Annotated in this window: 17 protein-coding genes; 9 read left to right on the forward strand and 8 right to left on the reverse strand. The window is 70.6% G+C overall.

Going from position 1 to position 20,532, the window contains the following annotated elements; translation table 11 throughout:
- Positions 1–3: 3 nt before the first annotated feature.
- Both gyrA and gyrB read right to left on the reverse strand, forming a co-directional pair.
- Positions 4–3,783 (reverse strand): intein-containing DNA gyrase subunit A, encoded by a 3,780-nt coding sequence (gyrA, locus tag BAW75_RS01340; protein ID WP_104112371.1) that lies wholly within the window; start codon positions 3,781–3,783, stop codon positions 4–6.
- A gap of 130 nt (positions 3,784–3,913) precedes the next feature.
- Positions 3,914–5,860 carry a DNA topoisomerase (ATP-hydrolyzing) subunit B gene (gyrB, locus tag BAW75_RS01345; RefSeq protein WP_043327672.1) on the reverse strand — a complete coding sequence of 649 codons (1,947 nt, stop codon included), beginning with the start codon at positions 5,858–5,860 and terminating at the stop codon, positions 3,914–3,916.
- A 547-nt stretch (positions 5,861–6,407) separates the two neighbouring features.
- On the opposite strand from gyrB, the gene BAW75_RS01350 reads away from it, so the two are divergent.
- The gene (locus BAW75_RS01350; protein ID WP_043327673.1) at positions 6,408–6,962 is read left to right on the forward strand and encodes a hypothetical protein; all 555 of its coding nucleotides are present in this window, start codon (positions 6,408–6,410) and stop codon (positions 6,960–6,962) included.
- Here the strand turns inward: BAW75_RS01350 and BAW75_RS01355 are convergent.
- A complete protein-coding gene (locus BAW75_RS01355) occupies positions 6,947–7,435 on the reverse strand; it encodes a MarR family winged helix-turn-helix transcriptional regulator (RefSeq protein WP_064448046.1) in 489 nt (162 codons plus the stop codon). The genes BAW75_RS01350 and BAW75_RS01355 overlap by 16 nt on opposite strands.
- 82 nt (positions 7,436–7,517) lie before the next feature.
- Here BAW75_RS01355 and BAW75_RS01360 point away from each other — a divergent pair, with 82 nt between their 5' ends.
- A complete protein-coding gene (locus BAW75_RS01360; protein ID WP_043327675.1) occupies positions 7,518–7,757 on the forward strand; it encodes a hypothetical protein in 240 nt (79 codons plus the stop codon).
- On the opposite strand, the gene BAW75_RS01365 is transcribed toward BAW75_RS01360, so the two are convergent.
- The 5 genes from BAW75_RS01365 to dnaA form a co-directional block, all read right to left on the reverse strand.
- A complete protein-coding gene (locus tag BAW75_RS01365) occupies positions 7,748–8,353 on the reverse strand; it encodes a DciA family protein (RefSeq protein WP_043327676.1) in 606 nt (201 codons plus the stop codon). The two genes, BAW75_RS01360 and BAW75_RS01365, sit on opposite strands and share 10 nt — an antisense overlap.
- Complete coding sequence (gene recF / locus BAW75_RS01370; RefSeq protein ID WP_043327677.1) at positions 8,346–9,476, reverse strand: DNA replication/repair protein RecF; 1,131 nt, start codon at positions 9,474–9,476, stop codon at positions 8,346–8,348. The genes BAW75_RS01365 and recF overlap by 8 nt, the downstream gene beginning before the upstream one ends.
- A gap of 16 nt (positions 9,477–9,492) precedes the next feature.
- Entirely contained in the window at positions 9,493–10,365 is an 873-nt protein-coding gene (gnd, locus tag BAW75_RS01375) for a phosphogluconate dehydrogenase (NAD(+)-dependent, decarboxylating) (RefSeq protein WP_030499509.1), read from the reverse strand.
- A gap of 40 nt (positions 10,366–10,405) precedes the next feature.
- Positions 10,406–11,539, reverse strand: coding sequence for a DNA polymerase III subunit beta (gene dnaN, locus BAW75_RS01380; protein ID WP_043327678.1), 1,134 nt, complete (start codon positions 11,537–11,539; stop codon positions 10,406–10,408).
- Between the two features lie 1,199 nt (positions 11,540–12,738).
- Complete coding sequence (gene dnaA, locus BAW75_RS01385; RefSeq protein ID WP_104112372.1) at positions 12,739–14,571, reverse strand: chromosomal replication initiator protein DnaA; 1,833 nt, start codon at positions 14,569–14,571, stop codon at positions 12,739–12,741.
- A 575-nt stretch (positions 14,572–15,146) separates the two neighbouring features.
- On the opposite strand from dnaA, the gene rpmH reads away from it, so the two are divergent.
- The 7 genes from rpmH (at position 15,147) to BAW75_RS32200 (ending at position 20,508) form a co-directional block, all read left to right on the forward strand.
- Positions 15,147–15,284 (forward strand): 50S ribosomal protein L34, encoded by a 138-nt coding sequence (rpmH, locus tag BAW75_RS01390; RefSeq protein ID WP_018788530.1) that lies wholly within the window; start codon positions 15,147–15,149, stop codon positions 15,282–15,284.
- Between the two features lie 34 nt (positions 15,285–15,318).
- A complete protein-coding gene (rnpA, locus tag BAW75_RS01395) occupies positions 15,319–15,732 on the forward strand; it encodes a ribonuclease P protein component (RefSeq protein WP_043327680.1) in 414 nt (137 codons plus the stop codon).
- Positions 15,733–15,773: 41 nt separating this feature from the next.
- Entirely contained in the window at positions 15,774–16,013 is a 240-nt protein-coding gene (yidD, locus tag BAW75_RS01400) for a membrane protein insertion efficiency factor YidD (protein ID WP_091567651.1), read from the forward strand.
- Positions 16,014–17,015 carry a membrane protein insertase YidC gene (gene yidC / locus BAW75_RS01405; protein WP_043327681.1) on the forward strand — a complete coding sequence of 334 codons (1,002 nt, stop codon included), beginning with the start codon at positions 16,014–16,016 and terminating at the stop codon, positions 17,013–17,015.
- Positions 17,016–17,227: 212 nt separating this feature from the next.
- The gene (locus BAW75_RS01410; protein WP_030499504.1) at positions 17,228–17,818 is read left to right on the forward strand and encodes a Jag family protein; all 591 of its coding nucleotides are present in this window, start codon (positions 17,228–17,230) and stop codon (positions 17,816–17,818) included.
- 236 nt (positions 17,819–18,054) lie between these two features.
- Positions 18,055–18,921, forward strand: a complete 867-nt coding sequence (gene rsmG, locus BAW75_RS01415) for a 16S rRNA (guanine(527)-N(7))-methyltransferase RsmG (protein ID WP_208635163.1) — start codon at positions 18,055–18,057, stop codon at positions 18,919–18,921.
- A gap of 246 nt (positions 18,922–19,167) precedes the next feature.
- Positions 19,168–20,508 (forward strand): ParA family protein, encoded by a 1,341-nt coding sequence (locus tag BAW75_RS32200; RefSeq protein WP_104112374.1) that lies wholly within the window; start codon positions 19,168–19,170, stop codon positions 20,506–20,508.
- Positions 20,509–20,532 lie beyond the last annotated feature (24 nt).

A 20,532-nucleotide genomic window follows, 5' to 3' on the forward strand; every position in this document is an offset into this window, starting at 1 on the left:
CAACTAGTCCTGTTCGTCAGGCTCGTCGGCATTGCGAGCAATCGCCACGATAGTCACGCCGTCCGGGAGGTCCATCAGCTTGACCCCCATTGTGTTCCGGTCACGCGTACGGCGTACAGGCTTCACCGGAGTCCGGATGACGCCGCCGTTGCTGGTGATGGCGAACAGCTCGTCCTCCGGATCGATCACTACCGCGCCGACCAGGCCACCGCGTCGCTCGGTGATCTTCGCGGTCAGCACGCCCTTACCTCCCCGGCCCTGCACCGGGTATTCCTCGATCGGGGTACGTTTCGCGTAACCCCCGTTCGTCGCGACCAGAACGTCCAGACCCTCTCGCACCACCTCGACCGCGAGCAACTCGTCCTCGCCGCTGAAGCGCATGCCGATCACACCGGACGTGGCCCGGCCCATCGGACGCAGCGCCTCGTCGGTGGCGTTGAAGCGGATCGCCTGGGCGTTCTTCGACACCAGCAGCAGGTCGTCCTCCGGAGCGGCCAGGACCGCACCGACCAGCTCGTCCTCATCGCGCAGGTTGATCGCGATGATGCCGCCGGAACGGTTGGAGTCGAACTCCTCGAGCCGCGTCTTCTTCACCAGGCCGTTCTTCGTGGCCAGTACCAGGTAGGGCGCCACCTGGTAGTTCGGGATTTCAATGATCTGCGCGATCTGCTCGTCGGGCTGGAACGCGAGCAGGTTGGCCACGTGCTGGCCCTTGGCCACCCTACTGGCCTCGGGAAGCTCGTACGCCTTCGCCCGGTAGACCCGACCCTTGTTCGTGAAGAACAGGATCCAGTCGTGGGTAGAGCATACGAAGAAGTGGCTGACGATGTCGTCCTGGCGGAGCGTCGCCCCGCTGACGCCCTTGCCGCCACGCCGCTGCGACCGGTAGAGGTCGACCTTCGTCCGCTTCGCGTACCCGGTGCGGGTGATCGTCACGACCACGTCCTCGCGGGCGATGAGGTCCTCCATCGAGACCTCGCCGTCGAACGGGACGATCTTCGTACGCCGGTCGTCGCCCCACTTCGCGACGATCTCGCCCAGTTCCTCCGAGACGATCCGCCGCTGCCGCTCCGGCTTGGCCAGGATGTCCTTGAGGTCGGCGATCTCCAGTTCCAGCTTCGCCAGGTCGTCCAGGATGCGCTGCCGCTCCAGGGCGGCCAGCCGGCGCAGCTGCATGTCCAGGATCGCGGTCGCCTGGACCTCGTCGATGTCCAGCAGCCGGATCAGGCCCTGCCGGGCGTCCTCCACCGTGGGCGAACGCCGGATCAGGGCGATCACCTCGTCCAGCGCGTCCAGCGCCTTGGACAGACCGCGCAGGATGTGCGCCCGCTCCTCGGCCTTGCGCAGCCGGAACGCGGTCCGCCGCCGGATCACCTCGATCTGGTGCTCGACGTAGTACCGGATGAACTGGGCCAGGTTGAGCGTGCGCGGCACGCCGTCGACGAGCGCCAGCATGTTGGCGCCGAACGTCTCCTGGAGCTGGGTGTGCTTGTAGAGGTTGTTCAGCACCACCTTGGCGACCGCGTCGCGCTTGAGCACGAGCACGATCCGCATGCCGGTACGCCCGGAGGACTCGTCGCGGATGTCGGCGATGCCGGCGAGCTTGCCCTCCTTGATCAGCTCGGCGATGCGCTCGGCGAGGTTGTCCGGGTTGACCTGGTACGGCAGCTCGCTGACCACGAGCGCCGGCCGGCCGCGCTTGTCCTCCTCGACCTCGACCACGGCGCGCATCCGGATCGAGCCGCGCCCGGTCCGGTACGCGTCCTGAATGCCCGCCTGGCCGACGATCAGGCCGTGGGTCGGGAAGTCCGGGCCCTTGACGATCTCCAGCAGGGCTTCCAGCGTGGTGGCCTCGTCGGCCTCCGGGTGCTCCAGGCACCACTGCACCGCCGCGCCGATCTCGCGCAGGTTGTGCGGCGGGATCTTGGTGGCCATGCCGACCGCGATGCCCTCGGAGCCGTTGATCAGCAGGTTCGGGATCCGCGACGGCAGGATCGTGGGCTCCTTGGCCCGGCCGTCGTAGTTGTCCTGCAGGTCGACGGTGTCCTCGTCGATGTCCCGCAGCATCTCCATCGCCAGCGGGTCGAGCTTGCACTCGGTGTTGTGGCTGACGAAGCCGTCGGAGACGAACGAGTGGTCCTCGGTGTCCACCCGAATGCTGTAAACCGGCTGCAGTCCGGCGTCGGTGACCTCGGTCACCTCGGCGTAGTAGAAGCGGCCGTCGACGAGCGGTTCGACCACGTCGAGGATGCCCGGCTCGGTGATCCGGGCCGCGATCTCGTCGCGGTCCCGCTCCCAGCGCTCGATCCGGTCCACGTTGTGCCGGCGCAGCCAGTCGCGCTCGGTCCAGCGGCTAGCGCCGTGCTCGCGGACGAACTCACCGACGAACGGCACGTGATCGCCGGAGAGCGCGGTGCTGCTGGCCGGCACCTGGGCCAGCTCGGATTCCAGCTTGGCCTGCTTGCGGCCGAGGAAGCCGACGTGGGCGGCGAAGATCCGGGCGTCCCGCCGGTTGGTGACGACGACCTTGATCTCGCCGTTGTCGTACCGGCACTGCCGGCTGACCACGCCGAACTCCAGCAGCAACTGCTGCACCTCGCGGGCCAGCCGCTCGCTGCGGGTCGAGTAGGAGACCTGGATCGTGTGGCGGGGCAGCAGCGACGACGAACCGTCGCCCTCGAACAGCGCCTGGAGGAAGGCCCGCTTGACCGCGGCCGGTCCGCGCCAGACGAACTCCGGCACGAACTTGCCGGCGCTCCGCGCGCCCACCATCTCGCCGAGCACGCTTGCCCGGAGCGCGATGAGGTCCTGTACGTCGAGCTCGTGCAGCGTGCTGCCGGAGGCGATGACCCGCTCGGCGACGTACCGGGGGCCGCCGACCGCGAGGTCGTAGGCGGTGAGGACCCGGACGAAGAACTCCCGGTCCACGTTGTTGAAGCCGGCCCGGTTCTCCGACACCCAGCCCTCGGACACGAAGGCGCCGGCCAGCACGGCGGCCTCGACGTGCTCCAGCATCGGGTAGCCGATCTCGTCCGGCACCGTGCGCTGGAGGACCACCCGGTCGCCCGGGGCGATCTCGGCGAGCAGCTTCCACAGCAGGGTCGGCACGCCGGCCACGTTCACCAGGCAGAGCACCGGGTGGTTGTGGGTGCCGGTCAGTTCGTACCCCTCGCGGGTGCGCAGCCGCAGCGTCGGGTGCTCGCCGGAGTGGAAGAACTTGGAGGCGCGGACCAGGTCGCCGTTGCGGTCGCGGACCTTGAGGTCGACGTCGGTCTCGCTGCTCGGCGCGGCGTCCGGCACGATGTCGCCGATCCGGACGGTGCCGTCAACGGTACGAACCCGGACATCTGCCGTGACGCAGTACCTCATGGCGGCAGCCGGATCGTTACCGGGCGAGCCGAAGTTGCCGTTGCCGTCGACCAGCGGGTAGCGCAGCGACCACGGCTGCGCCATCCGGACCAGCGCGTCGTAGATGGCCGAGTCGCCGTGCGGGTGGAACTGGCCCATCACGTCGCCGACGACGCGGGAGCACTTCACGTACCCGCGGTCCGGCCGGTAGCCGGAGTCGAACATGGCGTAGAGGATCTTGCGGTGGACCGGCTTGAGCCCGTCCCGGACGTCCGGCAGGGCCCGCCCGACGATGACGCTCATCGCGTAGTCGAGGTACGAGCGCTGCATCTCGACCTCGAGGCCGACCGGCTCGATCCGGTCGTGCTGGACGACCGCGGCCAGTGTCTCCGGGGTCTCCGGCTCGTTCGGGGTGGACTCGGGAGTATCGGTCACTGTTAACCCTTATCAGACTCTTCAGTCATGGTCTCGCTGTGGATAACGGCTGTGGAAAGCGTTCAGACTGTGGATAACTCTGTGGACTACCGGGCCGGCCGGTGGATCAACGGCCGGCCCGGCGCGTCCGTCAGATGTCCAGGAACCGCACGTCCTTGGCGTTGCGCTGGATGAACGACCGACGTGCCTCGACGTCCTCACCCATCAGGACGCTGAACAGCTCGTCCGCGGTTGCGGCGTCGTCGAGCGTGACCTGGCGCAGCGTGCGCGTCGCCGGGTTCATCGTGGTCTCCCACAGCTCGGGGTAGTTCATCTCACCGAGACCCTTGAACCGCTGGATGTCGTCCGGGCGGGCGTTGGGCTTCTTCTGCTGGCGCAGCGCGATCAGCCCGTCGCGTTCCCGGTCCGAGTACGCGTACTGGGCGTCGTCGCCCTTCTTGTTCCACTTGATCTTGTAGAGCGGCGGGGCGGCCAGGTAGACGTGCCCCAGCTCCACCAGCGGCCGCATGAACCGGAACAGCAGCGTGAGCAGCAGCGTCTGGATGTGCTGGCCGTCGACGTCGGCGTCGGCCATCAGCACGATCTTGTGGTAGCGCAGCTTCTCGATGTCGAAGTCGTCGTGGATGCCGGTGCCCAGCGCGGTGATCAGCGCCTGCACCTCGTTGTTCTTCAGCACCCGGTCGATGCGGGCCTTCTCCACGTTGAGGATCTTGCCGCGGATCGGCAGGATCGCCTGCGTACGCGGGTCGCGGCCCTGCTTGGCCGAGCCGCCGGCCGAGTCGCCCTCGACGATGAAGACCTCGGACTCGCGCGGGTCGGTGGACTGGCAGTCGGCCAGCTTGCCGGGCATCGAGCCGGACTCCAGCAGCGACTTGCGCCGGGCGAGCTTGCGCGCCTGCTGGGCGGCGATGCGGGCCCGGGCCGCCTGGGATGCCTTCTGGATGATGATCTTCGCCTCGGCCGGGTTGCGGTCGAACCAGTCGACGAGCGACTCGTTGCAGACCCGCTGCACGAAGCCCTTGACCGGGGTGTTGCCCAGCTTGGTCTTGGTCTGGCCCTCGAACTGGGGGTCGGTGAGCTTGACCGAGATGATCGCGGCCAGGCCCTCGCGGATGTCCTCACCGGAGAGGCGCTCGTCGCCCTTGAGCAGCTTCTTGTCGGCGCCGTAGCGGTTGACGACGCTCGTCAACGCGGCCCGGAAGCCCTCCTCGTGGGTGCCGCCCTCGTGGGTGTTGATGTTGTTGGCGAACGTGTAGACCGACTCGCCGTACGACTCGTTCCACTGCATGGCGATCTCGACCGACATGCCGGTCTCCTCGGCGCCGAACTCGACCACCGTCTTGTGGATCGGGCTCTTGGAGGCGTTGAGGTGGCGGACGAAGTCGGCGATGCCGCCCTCGTAGTGGAAGGTGACCTCGCGGGTCTTGCCGTCCTCGTCCTCCGGCACCCGCTCGTCGAGCAGGTGGATGGTGAGGCCCCGGGTGAGGAAGGCCATCTCCTGGAGGCGCCGGTAGATGGTGTGGAAGTCGAAGTCGACGGTCTCGAAGACGTCGGGGTCGGGCCAGAAGGAGACGGCCGAACCGGTGCGGTCGGTCTCCTCGCCCTTCTCCAGCGGCGTCGGCTTGGAGTGGTCGTAGCGCTGGCGCCAGACGAAACCGTCCTTGTGGATCTCGACCGCCATCCGGGTGGACAGCGCGTTGACCACGGAGACGCCCACGCCGTGCAGGCCGCCGGAAACCGCGTACGCCTTGCCGTCGAACTTGCCGCCGGCGTGCAGCACGGTCAGCGCGACCTCGACACCCGGCTTCTTCAGCTTCGGGTGCAGGTCGACCGGGAAGCCACGGCCGTTGTCGGTCACCCGGACGCCGCCGTCGGCCAGCAGCACCACGTCGATGGTGTCGCAGTGCCCGGCCAGCGCCTCGTCCACCGCGTTGTCGACGACCTCCCACACCAGGTGGTGCAGACCGCGCTCGCCGGTGGACCCGATGTACATACCGGGGCGCTTCCGGACCGCTTCCAGGCCTTCGAGAACGGTGATGGACTCGGCACCGTACTTCTTGTTGTCCTCCGCTGCCACGCTCGGCCACTTTCTCGCACCGGCCGCGCGTGGGCGCGGGGGCGCGGGTTCGGCGGACAGGACGCGACGTCGGCGCGCACGGACCGCCCCTGGGATCACCAGGCACGGATCGTGTACGCCGGGCGCCACGGTTGCCCGCGGATCGCGATCGGCTCGGACCCGAGGCGGGACTATGATCGAGGGCCCGGAGGGCCCCTGCCCGTCGCTCCGTCTCGGGTCTTTCGTCTCGCTCCCAATCTTACTGTGCGGAGCCGACCAAACCGCCACTCGGCACCCTCTCCGAGGCGGCTGAGAATGCCGTAGCCGGACGAACCGCGCCTCCCGCGACTCCCCCTACACGCCAACGGGGCACCGCCGCGCCACCGGCCACCGTGAGCCGTGACGATCATCCGACCGGTGATCGGCTGCTGTCCCGACCGGGGGTCGCGGCCGGGTCCGGCGTGCCGTAGCTTTTGCGGCGCCGCCGTTGCGGTCTTGATCTTTCGCACCCGCAACCGGGACGATCGTCGAAGATGGTCCGAAAACGCTTGGTGAGAGGTGACGCCCGATGGGGCTGGACAACGTCGCGGTGCACTGGCCGCGGACCGGCCGCTTCTACGACCCGGTCGCGCCGGCCGAGTTCGTGGACTTCGGCGAGATCGTGGACGTGCCCCGGATCTCCGCGCCGACCGCCGCGCTCGCCGAGCTGATCGCCAAGACCGGCACGGTACGGGCGACCGCGTACACCGAACTGGTCGACCTGATCCTCGGGCTGGAAAATGTGCTCTACGCCACGGAGAACTCGGCCGAGGACGAGGACCCGGTGATCGACCCGGACGGCTGCTCGTGGATCGCCGAGGGCCTGGAGAAGTTCGTCGCCCGGCACCGGCCGTACGGCGAGGCGGTCACGTTCGAGTCGGTGAGCGAGGTGCTGCGCGCGTTGCTGGGTGACGGGCGGCTCGCCGAGCAGCAGCTCCGCTGGCTGGACAGCCGGCTGGACCGGCTGCGCGACGAGAGCGGCGACCCGCCGCAGTGGAACTTCACCTGCGCCGAGCTGAGCGTGCTGGCGGCCTTCTACCGGCGCTGCGCGGAGCGCGGCTTCGCGGTCTACGCCGACGCCTGACCGGGCGCCGCAGCGCCGGAAGAAGACGTGGCCCGGTTGGCGGCCGCGATCACCTCGGTCAGCGCCGTGTGCAGGTGCCGCAGGTCGGCCAGCGGCAGACCCAGGCGCTGCACGATGGCCGGCGGGATCCGCTCGGCCTGCGTCCGCAGCGCCTGCCCCTCGGCGGTGAGCGAGACGGCCAGACTGCGCTCGTCGGCGGCGTCGCGTTCCCGCCGGATGTAGCCGGCCGCCTCCAGCCGCTTGAGCAGCGGTGACAGCGTGCCCGGGTCGAGCTGGAGCAGCCGGCTCAGATCCCGCCCGGACAGCGGCGCGTGCTGCCAGAGTGCCAGCATGACCAGGTACTGCGGGTGGGTGAGCCCCATCGGCTCCAGCAGCGGGCGGTAGACCGCGACGACGCTCCGGGCGGCGACCGACAGCGCGAAGCAGACCTGCTGCTCCAGCGCCAGGGGGTCCTCCTCGATCGGGTCGGTCACCTCGTCCTCCTCGTCGTCGTTGCGATCCTAGCAACGATTGGTGTACCAATGGTTTGCACACGAACCATTGGAGGGCGGCGGGATGAGCGACGACGAGCAGGTGGGCGACGCCTCCGGCAAGGGTGGCCGCCTGTTGGGCTGGGTGTTCCAGAACCTCGCCGGCCCCTCCCAGGTCCAGGGCGCGGTGCAGGGCGGCTCCCGGCTGGCCCGCGAAGCCTGGAAGCAGGACCTGGAACGCCGCAAGCAGTGGAGCCGCGAGCAGCGCGAACTCAAGCGCGCCCGGCGGGAGGCCCAGCGCTCGGGCGGCGACGGTCAGCCGTAGGTGTCGCGGGGCCCGCGCCCGCGTACCCGCCGGGGGCCGCGCGACCACGACGGCGCAGCCGGGCCGTGAATGTGCAGCTTGCGCACCACGTTGTGGCCGACCTCGCGGGCGATCTGCTGCAACAGCGAGCCCGCCAGCAGACGCAACTGCGTCGCCCACGCCGTCGAGCGCGCCTCCACCGTCAGCTCGCCGTCCTCCAGCTTCACCGGGCGGCTGTGCTGGGCGACCTCCGGGCCGACCACCTTCTCCCACGCGCCGAACACCGTCGCCTCGGCCGCCGGCTGCTGCCAGCCCCGCGCCTTGACCAGCTTGTCCAGCACCGCACCCAGCGGCTGCGGGTCGCGCGGGTCCGGCCCCGGGCCGGAGTAGCCGCGCAGCCGCTTCTCGCCGTCGCCGCGGACCGCGCCGCGCCGCCGGGGAGCCGCCGCCTGCCGCCGGGCCTTCGCCGCGTCAAGCACAGCCCGCGCCAGTTCCGGCCCGGTCGCGCCCTCCGGCAGGTTCGCGCCCGGCTCGCCGTCCGCGGGCTTTCCCGGGGTACGCGCGTCGCGTCCCGGCCCGAGCCGCGCGGGCGGTAGCTGCACCTCGTCGTCAGACACGTCGCACCGTCCCGTCGCCCACCGCGTACCGGGTGCCGCGCAGGGTCGCCGGCACGTCGTCGTCCACAGCGCAGGTGACGAGCAGCTGGCTCGCGCCGCCCACCAGCTCGGCCAGCCGGTCCCGCCGGCCGGTGTCCAGCTCGGCGAAGACGTCGTCGAGCACCAGCACCGGCTCGATCCCGTCGGCGCGCAGCAGGTCGTACCCGGCCAGGCGCAGCGCCAGCGCGTAGGACCACGACTCGCCGTGGCTCGCGTACCCCTTGGCGGGCAGCGGGCCGAGGGTGAGCGCCAGGTCGTCGCGGTGCGGGCCGACGAGCGTGGTGCCGCGCTCGATCTCGGCGGCGCGGTTCGCGGTCAGCGCGGCGGCCAGCGCCTCCGCCAGCGCCGCGCGGTCGGCGCCGGGTTCGGGCAGCTCGACCGAGGGCCGGTACGCGATGCCCGCCGCGCCGCGGCCGGCCGCCACCGCGTCGTACGCCTTCGCCACGTGCGGGGTGAGCGCGGCGACCAGTTCCAGGCGGCCGGCGAGCAGGTCCGCGCCGTGCTGGGCCAGATGCGCGTCCCACACGGCCAGCGTCGACAGGTCACCGCCGCGTGTGCCACCGGTCTTGCGAGCGAGGTACGAGGTACGCAGCAGCGCGTTGCGTTGCTTCACCACGCGCTCGTAGTCGGCGCGTACCCCGGCGAAGCGGGGCTGGCGGGTGACCAGCAGGTCGTCCAGGTAGCGGCGACGTTCCGAGGGGTCCCCGCGGACCAGTTCCAGGTCCTCCGGCGCGAACAGCACCAGGCGCAGCGCGCCGAGCACGTCTCGGGCGCGCCGGGCCGGGGACCGGCCGAGGCGGGCCCGGTTGGCCTTGCCCGGCACGATCTCCAGCTCGACAAGCAGTTCCCGGCCCTCGTGCACCACCGCGCAGCGGATCACCGCCGAGGTGGCGCCCATCCGGACCAGCGGGGCGTCCGTGGCGACCCGGTGCGAATCCAGGGTCGCCACGTAGCCGAGCGCCTCGACCAGGTTCGTCTTGCCGACGCCGTTGGCGCCGACGAGCACGTTCGGCCCCGGCTCCAGGTCCACGCCGACGCGCTCGTACGAGCGGAAGTCGACCAGTTCGAGCCGGCGGACGTACACAGGCTGTGGATACCGGTCAGCGCTTGTGGACGGCGTGGCCGCCGAACTGCTGGCGCAGCGCGGCGACGGCCTTCATGGCGGGCGAGTCGTCCTGCCGGGACGCGAACCGGGCGAACAGCGACGCGGTGATGACGTTGAGCGGCACGGCGAGCCGTACCGCCTCGTCCACGGTCCAACGGCCCTCGCCGGTGTCCTCCGTGTAGCCGCTCAGCTCGGCCAGCTCCGGGTCCTCGTCCAGCGCCCGGTCCAGCAGGTCGAGCAGCCAGGAGCGGACCACGGTGCCCTCGCGCCACGACTTGAACACGCCGGGAACGTTCGTGACCAGCTCGGAGGCGGTCAGCAGCTCGTAGCCCTCGGCGTAGGCGTGCATCAGGCCGTACTCGATGCCGTTGTGCACCATCTTGGCGTAGTGGCCGGCGCCGACCGGGCCGGCGTGCACGAAGCCGAACTCGCCCTCGGGCTTGAGCGCCTCGAAGATCGGCATCAGGCGCTCGACGTGCTCCTGCGCGCCGCCGACCATCAGCCCGTACCCGTTCTGCCGGCCCCAGACGCCGCCGGAGACGCCGACGTCGATGTAGCCGATGCCCTGCTCGTTCAGCCGCTCGGCACGCGGGGCGTCGTCGCTGAACCGGGAGTTGCCGCCGTCGATGATGATGTCGCCCTCGCCGAGCACCTCGGCGAGCTCGTCGATGGTGGCGTCGGTGACGCCGGCGGGAACCATGACCCAGACCGCGCGGGGCGACTGGAGCTTCTCGGCCAGCTCAGTCAGGCTCGCGGCGTCGCTGATCTCCGGGTTGTGGTCGAAGCCGACCACCTCGTGCCCGGCGGCGCGCAGCCGCTCCCGCATGTTGCCGCCCATCCGGCCGAGTCCTACCAGGCCGAGCTGCATCTGCTCCTACCTCCGTACGTCAGGGTCGTGCTGCCTGCGATCAGCGGGACACGCGGATCGGCATGATGAGGTACCGGTACCCCGGTATGACCTCGCCATCCTCGCCGGCCGGGGAAATGACCGCGGGCTTGAACGCGTCGACGAACCGGAGCAGGGCGTGCTGGGCGCCGAGGTTGGACAGGCCGTCGATGAGGTACTGCGGGTTGAAGCCGATGGTGAGCGGCTCACCGGTGAAGGTGGCCTCCATCGCCTCGCTGGCCCGGGCCTCCTCGGTGCCGCCCGCCTCCACCACGAGGCCGTCGGCGCTGAAGCTGAGCAGCACGGGGGTGGTGCGCTCGGCGACGAGAGCGACCCGCTTGACCACCTCGATGAGCGTGGCGACGGCGACGCGGGCCTCGGCGTTGTGGTCGGCCGGGAACAGCGAACGCACCGGCGGGTAGTTGGCGCCGTCGAGCAGGCGGCTGGTGGTCCGGCGGGTGCCACCGGAGAAGCCGATCATGCCTTCGCCGGCGCCGCCGGAGGAGAGCGCCATGGTGACGTGGCCGCCGAGCGGGCCGAGCGCCTTGGCGGTGTCGTGCAGCGTACGGGCCGGCACCAGCGCGTTGAGGCTGATCTCCGGGTCGTCCGGGTTCCACTCCATCTCGCGCAGCGCGAGGCGGTATCGGTCGGTCGCCAGCATGGCCATCGTGCCGCCGCTCAGCTCGAGGCGTACACCGGTCATCATCGGCAGCGTCTCGTCGCGGCCGGCGGCCACCGCAACCTGGGCCACGGCCGTGGCGAAGGCCGCGGCGTCGACGGTGCCCGCGCTCTCCGGCATCTCCGGCAGCGTCGGGTAGTCCTCCACCGGCATGGTGGGCAGCGTGAAGCGGGCGCTGCCGCAGACCAGCTCCAGGTGGGCGCCGACGGCGGCGATGTCCACCGGCTTGGCCGGCAGGGCCTTGGTGATCTCGGCGAGCAGGCGGCCGGAGACCAGGGCGGCGCCGTCCGCGTCACCCTGCACCTCGACCGTCACCTGGCTGGAGACCTCGTAGTCGAAGCCGGAGACCTGCAGGTTGCCGTCGGTGACGCGGAGCATCACCCCGGCCAGCACCGGTACGGAGGGCCGGTTGGGCAGGCTCTTGGCGGTCCACGCGACCGCCTCGGCGAGCGCGTCGCGCTCCACTCGGAACTTCATCAATGCCTCCGCGTCGACGTCAGCGACAACTCTCTCATGCCGACCGCTGCCACCCGTCCCGCCCGACCGTGCGGGTACCCATCGCACCTTAGGGCGCGCGGGCATCGGCTGTGCGCCCGACCCCGTGGATCCAGGTGCCCGGGGTGACTGCCGACGGCAGCGCTCCGGCCCGATCCACAGGAAGTCCAACGGTGATGATTGGTTTTTGTTGTTTAGAAGAGATAACTCATCGTCTTCATCGCACCTGTGCAAACTGTGGAGAACCAACGTCTGCGCAGGTCAGACACGTTATCCACCGGTGGTTTGGCTGTGGAGAACCGGGGGTAAAACTCGTGTCCCGGTCCACAGCCCCCGCCAGCCGCCGGGTTTTCCACGGCTGTCCACCGGTTGTCCACCGCTAATCCACCGGTTTTCTCCCCAGCGCTGTGGACAGCGCCGACAGCGTCGACCGCCTTAATCCCCAGAACCTTCAACAGCTCGCCCACAGGCGACCTGTCATCTGGGGACAACGTGATCGTCATCCCCAGGCGTCCACAGCCTCGTCCCCAGGAGTTGTCCACAGTCTGTGGGTAACCGGCCGGGTGCGGACGGTGGTTGTCCACTGCCTGTGACACAGGGGCTGTGGACAAGAGGTACGAGCTGTGGACGAACACAGCGCCGATCCTGGGCCCTCCACCGGGTCGAGGGTCAACGAACCGTGCTGTCGGCTTGCCGTCAGCCGCCTGTCGGGCGTCCCGTGGTCACCTTCATCACGTCAACAGGGCGTCGGCACGAGCCTTCCTCGGCGCGCCGCCCCCGTCCCCGCCCGCCCTCCGGCTCCCGCCTCGCACGTGTCGACCATGAAGTTGGCGGCAGTTGGCGCCCGGTTTGTCGCCGTCAACCTCATGATCGACGCAAAGTTTCGATGGGGCTCGGGGCCCCGGTCGACTCGTGCGAGGCCAAGCCCCGGCTCCGCAGAGATCTTGGAAGGCGAGGGCCCCTGTAGCGGCCGTTTCCTTCCAAGATCTGCGGTCGGGGTCCGTGCAGACGCTGGGTGAGGCGCTCGGGTCGGCGGACTCCTGCGCAGCAGCCCCGCCCTGTTGACCAAGGAGTTCGGGGCAGGAATGACGTGTCGTCCCGACACAAACTCCTTGATCACCGCCGGAGCCACCGGACGGGCGGTGCGCGGGCGGCGCGCGGGCACCGCGGGAGAGCTGGGGTCAGGTGTTCTGCTTGATGCGGTTGGTCAGCTCGGCGATCTGGTTGTAGAGCGAGCGCCGCTCCGCCATCTGCTGGCGGATCTTGCGGTCCGCGTGCATCACTGTGGTGTGGTCCCGGCCGCCGAACGCCTGCCCGATCCGGGGCAGCGACAGGTCGGTCAGCTCGCGGCACAGGTACATGGCCACCTGGCGGGCGTTGACGAGCACCCGGGACCGGGAGTGGCCGCGCAGGTCCTCCAGGCTCACCCCGAAGTAGTCGGCGGTCGACACCATGATCTGGTCCGCGGTGATCTCCGGGCCGGCGCCGTCCGGGATGAAGTCCCGCAGCACCTCCTCGGCCAGCGACAGTTCGACCGAGGAACGGGTGAGGCTGGCGAAGGCGGTGACCCGGATCAGGGCCCCCTCCAGTTCGCGGATCGAGTTCGACACCCGGGAGGCGATGAACTCCAGCACGTCCGGCGGTGCGAACAGCCGCTCCTGGGCGGCCTTCTTCTGCAGGATCGCGATCCGCGTCTCCAGGTCCGGCGGCTGGATGTCGGCGAGCAGGCCCCACTCGAAGCGCGTACGCAGCCGGTCCTCCAGCGTCGCGAGCTGCTTCGGCGAGCGGTCGGACGTGATCACGATCTGCTTGTTGGCGTTGTGCAGCGTGTTGAAGGTGTGGAAGAACTCCTCCTGCGTCCGTTCCCGGTTCTCCAGGAACTGGATGTCGTCGATCAGGAGGATGTCCACGTCCCGGTAGCGGCGCTGGAACGCGCTGGTCTTGTCGTCGCGCAGCGAGTTGATGAAGTCGTTGGTGAATTCCTCGGTCGAGACGTACCGGACCGAGCGGGCGTTGCCGAGCGTCGTCGCGTAGTGCCCGATGGCGTGCAGCAGGTGGGTCTTGCCCAGCCCGGAGCTGCCGTAGATGAACAGCGGGTTGTACGCCTTGGCCGGCGACTCGGCCACCGCCACGCTCGCCGCGTGCGCGAACCGGTTGGACGAGCCGATGACGAACGTCTCGAACATGTACTTCGGGTTGAGCCGGTTGCCGCCGCTCTCCGTACCGCCGGGGAGCCTGCGGTCGGCCTGGCCGCCGCCACCCGGACGGTGGTGGTCGGCGCCACCGCGGCCGGGGCCGTTGTCGGTGGCGCCGTCGCGGGGCAGGCCGCGCATCGGCCCCGGGTCGGCGGCCGGGTTCTCCCGGTAGCGCGGCTCGTAACCCCCGGCGTCGGGAGCGGACGGCTCGATGCGCGTGCGCTCGTCGAAGGCGCGGCGCTCGGGCGCGGCGCGCAGCGGCTCGGCGAACGTGGCGCTGAAGAGCGTGTCCTGCGCGTCCCGGCCGGCGGGGATCAGGTGGGGTCGGCCGCCGTCCGCGGTCCGCTGCCGGGGCGCCGGTTCGTCCACCTGCTGTTCCGGGCGGGACTCGGCGTAACCGGGCTCGGGGCGGGAGTCGGCGTAGCCGGGCTCCGGGCGGGGCGACGGGAAGGTCGGGGCGGCCTGGTCGAAGCCGGGCAGCGGGGCGGCGCCGTCGTGCTCGGGGAGCGGTTCCGGGCTGCTGCGGTAGACGGTGCCGGCCGGGCGGGCGCCCGGGTCCTCGGTGACCCGTACGGTGACGGCCACCTGTATCGGCCGTCCGAGCCGGCGGCTCAGCGCCTCGGTGATGGCCGGGCGGAGCCGTGACTCGATCACGTCGCGGGTGAAGGCGTCCGGCACCGAGAGCAACGCGGTGTCCTCGACGATCGCCCGCAGCCGGGTGAGCCGGAGGTACGCCCGTTGCTGCGCGGAGATGATCTCGTCGGCGAGTTCGTCGGTGGTCGCCGTCCACACCGCGGCCAGGTCGGTCGCTCCGGTCACCGTCGTGCCACCCCCTCGCCTGCTCCTCACGCCCGCCCGGACGGCTGACCGGTCGTCATCCACAAGTTATCCACAGCCTGTGTACCGACCGATTGTGACCGCCCACCGGACGCGGGTCGGACCTGCCCCCCTCGATCCACGGAGGCGCTGAAGCGGGTTCACCGTGCCGAACGATTCAACAGCGTGTCCGGTCTTGCCGATCGGCGACAAACCCCGGACCCCCGACGCCGACCGCAATCGGGCACGCTAACAGCGCGGACCCCACGCCATCAACCGGCGACACCCTGACGACGTTGGCAACATCAGTGAAAACCGCCCCTTCGGTCGTCGTTCCGACGCAGGTCGGACGCCCGAGTGTGACGTTTGACGGTCATTGCGCCCCTGCGTAGGCTGGAGCGGCTGCTCTCTCGCCCTCTGCTAGGGTGATTGATGCTTGCTGTCCGTGGCTGTCACCTCGCATCGCCGGGGAGCGCGTCACGGCAGCGCCGATCGGAGGTCACCGACAAGGTGGCCTGGACCAGCACACGACCCCGGGCGATCCGCCGCGCGGGGCGTACGACAACGGAGAGCCTGACGTGAGCAAGCGCACCTACCAGCCGAACAACCGCCGGCGCGCGAAGACCCACGGCTTCCGGCTGCGCATGCGCACCCGTGCCGGCCGCGCCATCATCGCTACCCGTCGTTCCAAGGGCCGCGCCCGCCTGTCGGCCTGAGGCCGACAGGTCCGGTCCGGGGACGTGGGCAGTCGTGCTGGCCGCCGCGCAACGACTGCGGCGCAGTAGCGACTTCGCCGCAGCGGTTCGCGGTGGCCGACGCGTCGGCCGTGGCGCCGTCGTGGTCCACCTGACCATCCCCGAGCCGATCGGCACCACCGCGACACCTTCGCCGGAGCCGGCGCGGACCAGCGGTGCGGAGACCTCCGCACCGAGCCGCGCCGGCTTCGTCGTGTCCAAGGCCGTCGGCGGCGCGGTGGTCCGGAACAAGGTCCGCCGCCGACTCCGGCACCTGGTCCGCGAGCGGCTGGCCGAGCTGCCCGCCGGCACGACCCTCGTGGTACGCGCGCTGCCGGCAGCCGCCGACGCCACGTACACCCGGCTCGGGGCCGACCTCGACGCCGCTCTCGCCGCCGCGCGTTCCCCCCGGGGACGGCGGTCGCGGTGACCGGCCCGACCGCGACTCCGTCGCCCACAAGCGGTGCCCGCATGCTGCTGGCGCCTATCATCGCGTACCGTCGGTGGATAAGTCCGGCTCTGCCGGCCCGCTGCCGGTTCTACCCGTCGTGCAGTGCCTACGCCGTGGAGGCGGTGTCCCGGCACGGTGCGCTGCGGGGCGCCTGGCTGACGGTCCGTCGGCTGTCGCGCTGCCATCCCTTCCACCCAGGTGGACACGACCCGGTTCCGGAGCCGGGCGACCGCCGCCGTGCCGACGTGACTGGAGCCTGAGTGTTTAGTCTCGACTGGATCTACTACGCGATCTCGTGGATCCTGCTGACCTGGCACTCGGCCTGGGACGCCATCGGAGTTCCGGTCGGGGCCGTGATCGGTACGAACTGGGCCTGGATCCTCGCCATCATCTTCCTGGTGGTGACGGTCCGGGTGATCCTGTTCCCGGTCTTCGTCAAGCAGATCAAGTCGCAGCGTGCCATGCAGGCGCTCCAGCCGAAGGTGAAGGAGCTCCAGGAGAAGCACAAGGGTGACCGGGAGACGCTCCAGAAAGAGATGATGGAGCTCTACCGGAAGGAAAAGGCCAACCCGCTCATGGGCTGCCTTCCGATGTTCCTCCAGATCCCGGTCTTCCTGGGCCTGTTCCACACGCTGCGCCGCCTCAGCCCGGACAACCAGGGCAAGACCCTGTACGGCTGGACTGTCGACCAGTTCAACAGCGCCTCGAACGCGACGCTCTTCACCGCGCCGATCTCCGGCAAGTTCGGCTCCACCGCCGAGGAGCTCAGCCGGCTGGGCGCGAACACCGGCACCGTCAAGGTCGTCGCCGGCATCCTGGTGATCATCATGATCGCCACCACCTACCTGACCAGCCGTCAGATGATCCTCAAGACCGGCTGGGCCGAGGACCCGCAGCAGCGCATGGTGCAGCGCCTGATGCTCTACGGCATCCCGCTGTCGCTGCTGATCTCGGGCGCGATCTTCCCGATCGGTGTGATCATCTACTGGGTCACCAACAACCTCTTCACGCTCGGCCAGCAGCAGTGGGTGCTGCGGAAGTTCCCGCCGCCGCCCACCGCGAAGAGCACCACCGCCGCCAAGAACACCGGCGGCAAGGGCCCGGTGCAGCCGGCCAAGACCGGTGGCCTGTTCGGCCGCAAGGCGGCCCAGCCGGCGGCGAAGGCCCCGGCCGCGGCGCCGAAGGTGGCCGGACCGAAGCCGGGCGCCAAGCCGGTCAACCCGAAGAAGGGCGGCAGCCGGCCCGCCAAGCGACAGGGCTGAGTTCCACCGGGCCACCGCCGCGACACCGGCGGTGGCCCGTTCCGGTCACGTGCTGCCATCCGAGGAGTCGGCGCCGGGCCGGAATCGCCGCGCGACGCGCGGCCGCGGGCGAAACTGGCCCGTACAGACGTGCCCGAGGGCAACCGGCGAACCTCCCGCCGGCCCCGGGAGACCAGCGGACCCCCGAACGGTCCGGCCGAGCGAGTACGGAGATGAGACCCGTGACCGAGACCAGCATCCCCAGCGCCGACCAGTCCCTGGACGAGGAGACCCCCGTTACCGCCGCCACCGAGACCGAGGACGCCTCGGGCGAGGCCCGGGAGAAGAAGGCCCCGGCCGACAGCGACCTGTTCCGGCAGAGTGAGATCGCCGCCGACTACGTCGAGGGTCTGCTGGACATCCTCGACTACGACGGCGACATCGACGAGCTGGTCTCCGGCGGCCGTCCGGTAGTCGAAGTGGTCGGCGGACGGCTGCAGAACCTGGTCGGCCAGCGCGGCGCGACCCTGGAGGCGCTCCAGGAACTGGCCCGGCTGGCCGTGTTCCGCCAGACCGGCACGCCGAGCCGTCTGCTGCTGGACGTCGGCGGCTACCGGGCCGCCCGGCGCAAGGAACTGGCCGCCGTGGCGAAGAACGCGGTCGAGAAGGTCAAGGAGCACGGTGAGCCGGTGCGCCTGGAGCCGATGTCCGCGTTCGAGCGCAAGTGCGTGCACGACGTGGTGAACGCGATGAGCGGCGTGGAGAGCGAGTCCGAGGGCGTCGAGCCCAACCGCCGCATCGTCGTCCGTCCGGTGACGGACTGAGGTCCGTGATCTCCGACGAGACGACGGCAGGCGCCGTGGCCGGCCCGGGTGGTACGCCGCCCGGGCCGTCGGCTGTGCGCCCCGATCCCACAGTCGACCCGGTCTTCTCCGACGACGACGGGCCGGCCGACCCGGCGTACCCGGAAAGGGCCGCGACCGACCCCGGCGAGCCCGCCTTCTCGGCCGAGCCGGCGGTGGTGACCGGGGTCGAGCCCGCCGACCCGGCGGTGGACGTGATGCCCGCGTTCTCCGGTGAGCCGGCGGCGGACGTGGCACCGGTGGCCGCGGGTGCGGCGGCCGACCCGGTGTTCGCGGAGCCGGCGGAGGACACGCCATCCCCTGTGGACGGTGCGGAGTCGACGGCCGTCCCCGACCCGGCGTCCGCGACGCTGCCGCCGGAACTGGCGGAGGCGGCCCGCGCGCTCTTCGGCGACCGGCTCGACCTCGCCGCCGCGTACGCGGAACTGCTTGCCACCGACGGCGTCGTGCGCGGTCTGATCGGCCCCCGCGAGACGCCGCGGCTCTGGGACCGGCACCTGCTCAACTGCGCGGTGGTGGCCGAGCGGATCCCGGAGGGGGCGAGCGTGATCGACGTCGGCTCCGGCGCCGGACTACCCGGCCTGGTGCTGGCGATCGCGCGTCCCGATCTCACAGTGACGCTCGTGGAGCCGCTCGCGCGGCGTACCTCCTTCCTGATCGAGGCGGTGCAACGCCTCGGCCTGACCCGCGACGTCCGCGTCTTCCGCGGACGGGCCGAAGAGGCGGCGGCCGGGTCGCGAGACCGGGAGCCGCTCTCCGCCGACATCGTGACCGCCCGCGCGGTGGCGCCGCTGGACCGGCTCGCCGGCTGGTGCCTGCCGCTGCTGGTCTCCGGTGGCCGCCTGGTGGCACTCAAGGGCGCCTCGGCGGCCGAGGAGATCGCCGAGCACACCGAAGCGGTGGTACGCCTCGGCGGCGGCACGCCGGAGCTGCACCGTTGCGGCGACGGGGTGGTCGAGTCCCCGGCGACCGTGATCGAGGTGGTCCGTGAGCGCGTGGTGAACCCGCGCCGGGCCAAGAAGCCGAAGCGGTCGCGTGGCGGCCGCCGTCGTGGCGACCGCTGACCGAAACGGCTGTCCGGACGCCCACCCGGTCGTTGGACCGGGTGGGCGTGACGCGATCGATCACAACCCGACATGGACCCACCGCGCCCGTCGGCCGTAGGCTGACCGCGCGTCGATAGTGTGGAACGGCGGTGCCGGGCGGCACCCGAACCCGACGGTTCCCGCCGAGCCGACCACGCCGGGCGAGGGCCCGGTATTCGATTCGACGGGTGCGGACCGACCATCCGGAGCGGGTAGGGATGACAGGTGCATGACGACGGCAGGTACGACGATCCACGGTTGACCGGGCCCGGAGGGAAATCCCCCGGCCCCGTTTCACGTGAAACCAACTACCGGGAGTGGACGGTGAACGAGCCCCGCGATCCGTCCGCCTCTTACCCGCCGGCCGAGCCGCCGCCGCAGCGGCGGGACACGCCGCCCGCCGGTTCCGTACGGCCCGTCTCGTCGGCGCCGGCGAACGTCCCGCCGGCCCGCGACCCGCTCGACCCGGCAGACGGCCCGGCGAACGCGCCGACGGCTCGGCCACCCGCGGTGCGGGCGAACGTCGCGGTGCCCGCTCGCTTCGAACCCCAGCCGCCCGTCTCGGCCGTGCCGCACCAGGCCGCTCCCGAGGTCACCGTGACGCCGTCCGACACGCCACAGGCGAGCGGGTACGGCGACGAGGTAGACGCCAGCACGTACGTTTCACGTGAAACCCCGACGCGCGAAGAGGATGATCCACCGTTGGCTATGGAGGCGATGCGCGCCGTGCAGATCCTGAATCCCAGTGGCGAGGTCACCATGCCCCGCCCGGACCGGACCCGGGTGATGTGCGTCGCCAACCAGAAGGGCGGCGTGGGTAAGACGACCACCACCGTGAACCTGGCCGTGGCGCTCGCGCTGCACGGCAACCGGGTGCTCGTGGTCGACCTTGATCCCCAGGGCAACGCCTCCACCGGTCTGAACGTCCCGCACCACACCGGCGTGCCCGACGTCTACGACTGCCTGATCGACAGTGTGCCGCTCGAAGAGGTGGCCCAGGCCGTCGAGGGCATCCCCAACCTGTGGTGCGTACCGGCCACGATCGACCTGGCCGGCGCCGAGATCGAACTGGTCTCCGTGGTGGCCCGGGAGTCGCGCCTGGCGCGGGCGATCGCCGCGTACCCGGGGCACTTCGACTACGTCTTCATAGACTGCCCGCCGTCGCTCGGCCTGCTGACCGTCAACGCGCTCGTCGCCGCGCAGGAGGTGCTGATCCCGATCCAGTGCGAGTACTACGCGCTGGAAGGGCTCAACCAGTTGATCAACAACATCAACCTGGTGCGTCAGCACCTCAACCCGAAGCTCGAGGTCTCCACCATCCTGCTCACCATGTACGACAGGCGCACCCGGCTCGCGGACGCGGTGGAGCAGGACGTCCGGAACCACTTCGGCGACAAGGTGCTCCAGGCCGTCATCCCGCGCAACGTGCGTGTCTCCGAGGCACCGAGCTACGGCCAGTCGGTGATGACCTACGATCCCGGTTCGCGGGGAGCCACGAGTTACTTCGAGGCCGCCCAGGAGATCGCGGAACGAGGCGTCAAGGAGCCGGTGAGCCGGAATGCGTAGTGCGGAGATGTCGCTGGGAGGCGT

This window comes from Micromonospora chalcea, from assembly GCF_002926165.1.
GTDB lineage: Bacteria > Actinomycetota > Actinomycetes > Mycobacteriales > Micromonosporaceae > Micromonospora > Micromonospora chalcea.

Coding starts and splice junctions, on each gene's coding strand:
- yidD (WP_091567651.1), top strand. CDS start 15,774: ATGCTGCTGGCGCCTATCATCGCGTACCGTCGGTGGATAAGTCCGGCT.
- gnd (WP_030499509.1), bottom strand. CDS start 10,365: ATGCAGCTCGGCCTGGTAGGACTCGGCCGGATGGGCGGCAACATGCGG.
- BAW75_RS01350 (WP_043327673.1), top strand. CDS start 6,408: ATGGGGCTGGACAACGTCGCGGTGCACTGGCCGCGGACCGGCCGCTTC.
- dnaN (WP_043327678.1), bottom strand. CDS start 11,539: ATGAAGTTCCGAGTGGAGCGCGACGCGCTCGCCGAGGCGGTCGCGTGG.
- BAW75_RS01410 (WP_030499504.1), top strand. CDS start 17,228: ATGAGACCCGTGACCGAGACCAGCATCCCCAGCGCCGACCAGTCCCTG.
- BAW75_RS01360 (WP_043327675.1), top strand. CDS start 7,518: ATGAGCGACGACGAGCAGGTGGGCGACGCCTCCGGCAAGGGTGGCCGC.
- rsmG (WP_208635163.1), top strand. CDS start 18,055: ATGCCCGCGTTCTCCGGTGAGCCGGCGGCGGACGTGGCACCGGTGGCC.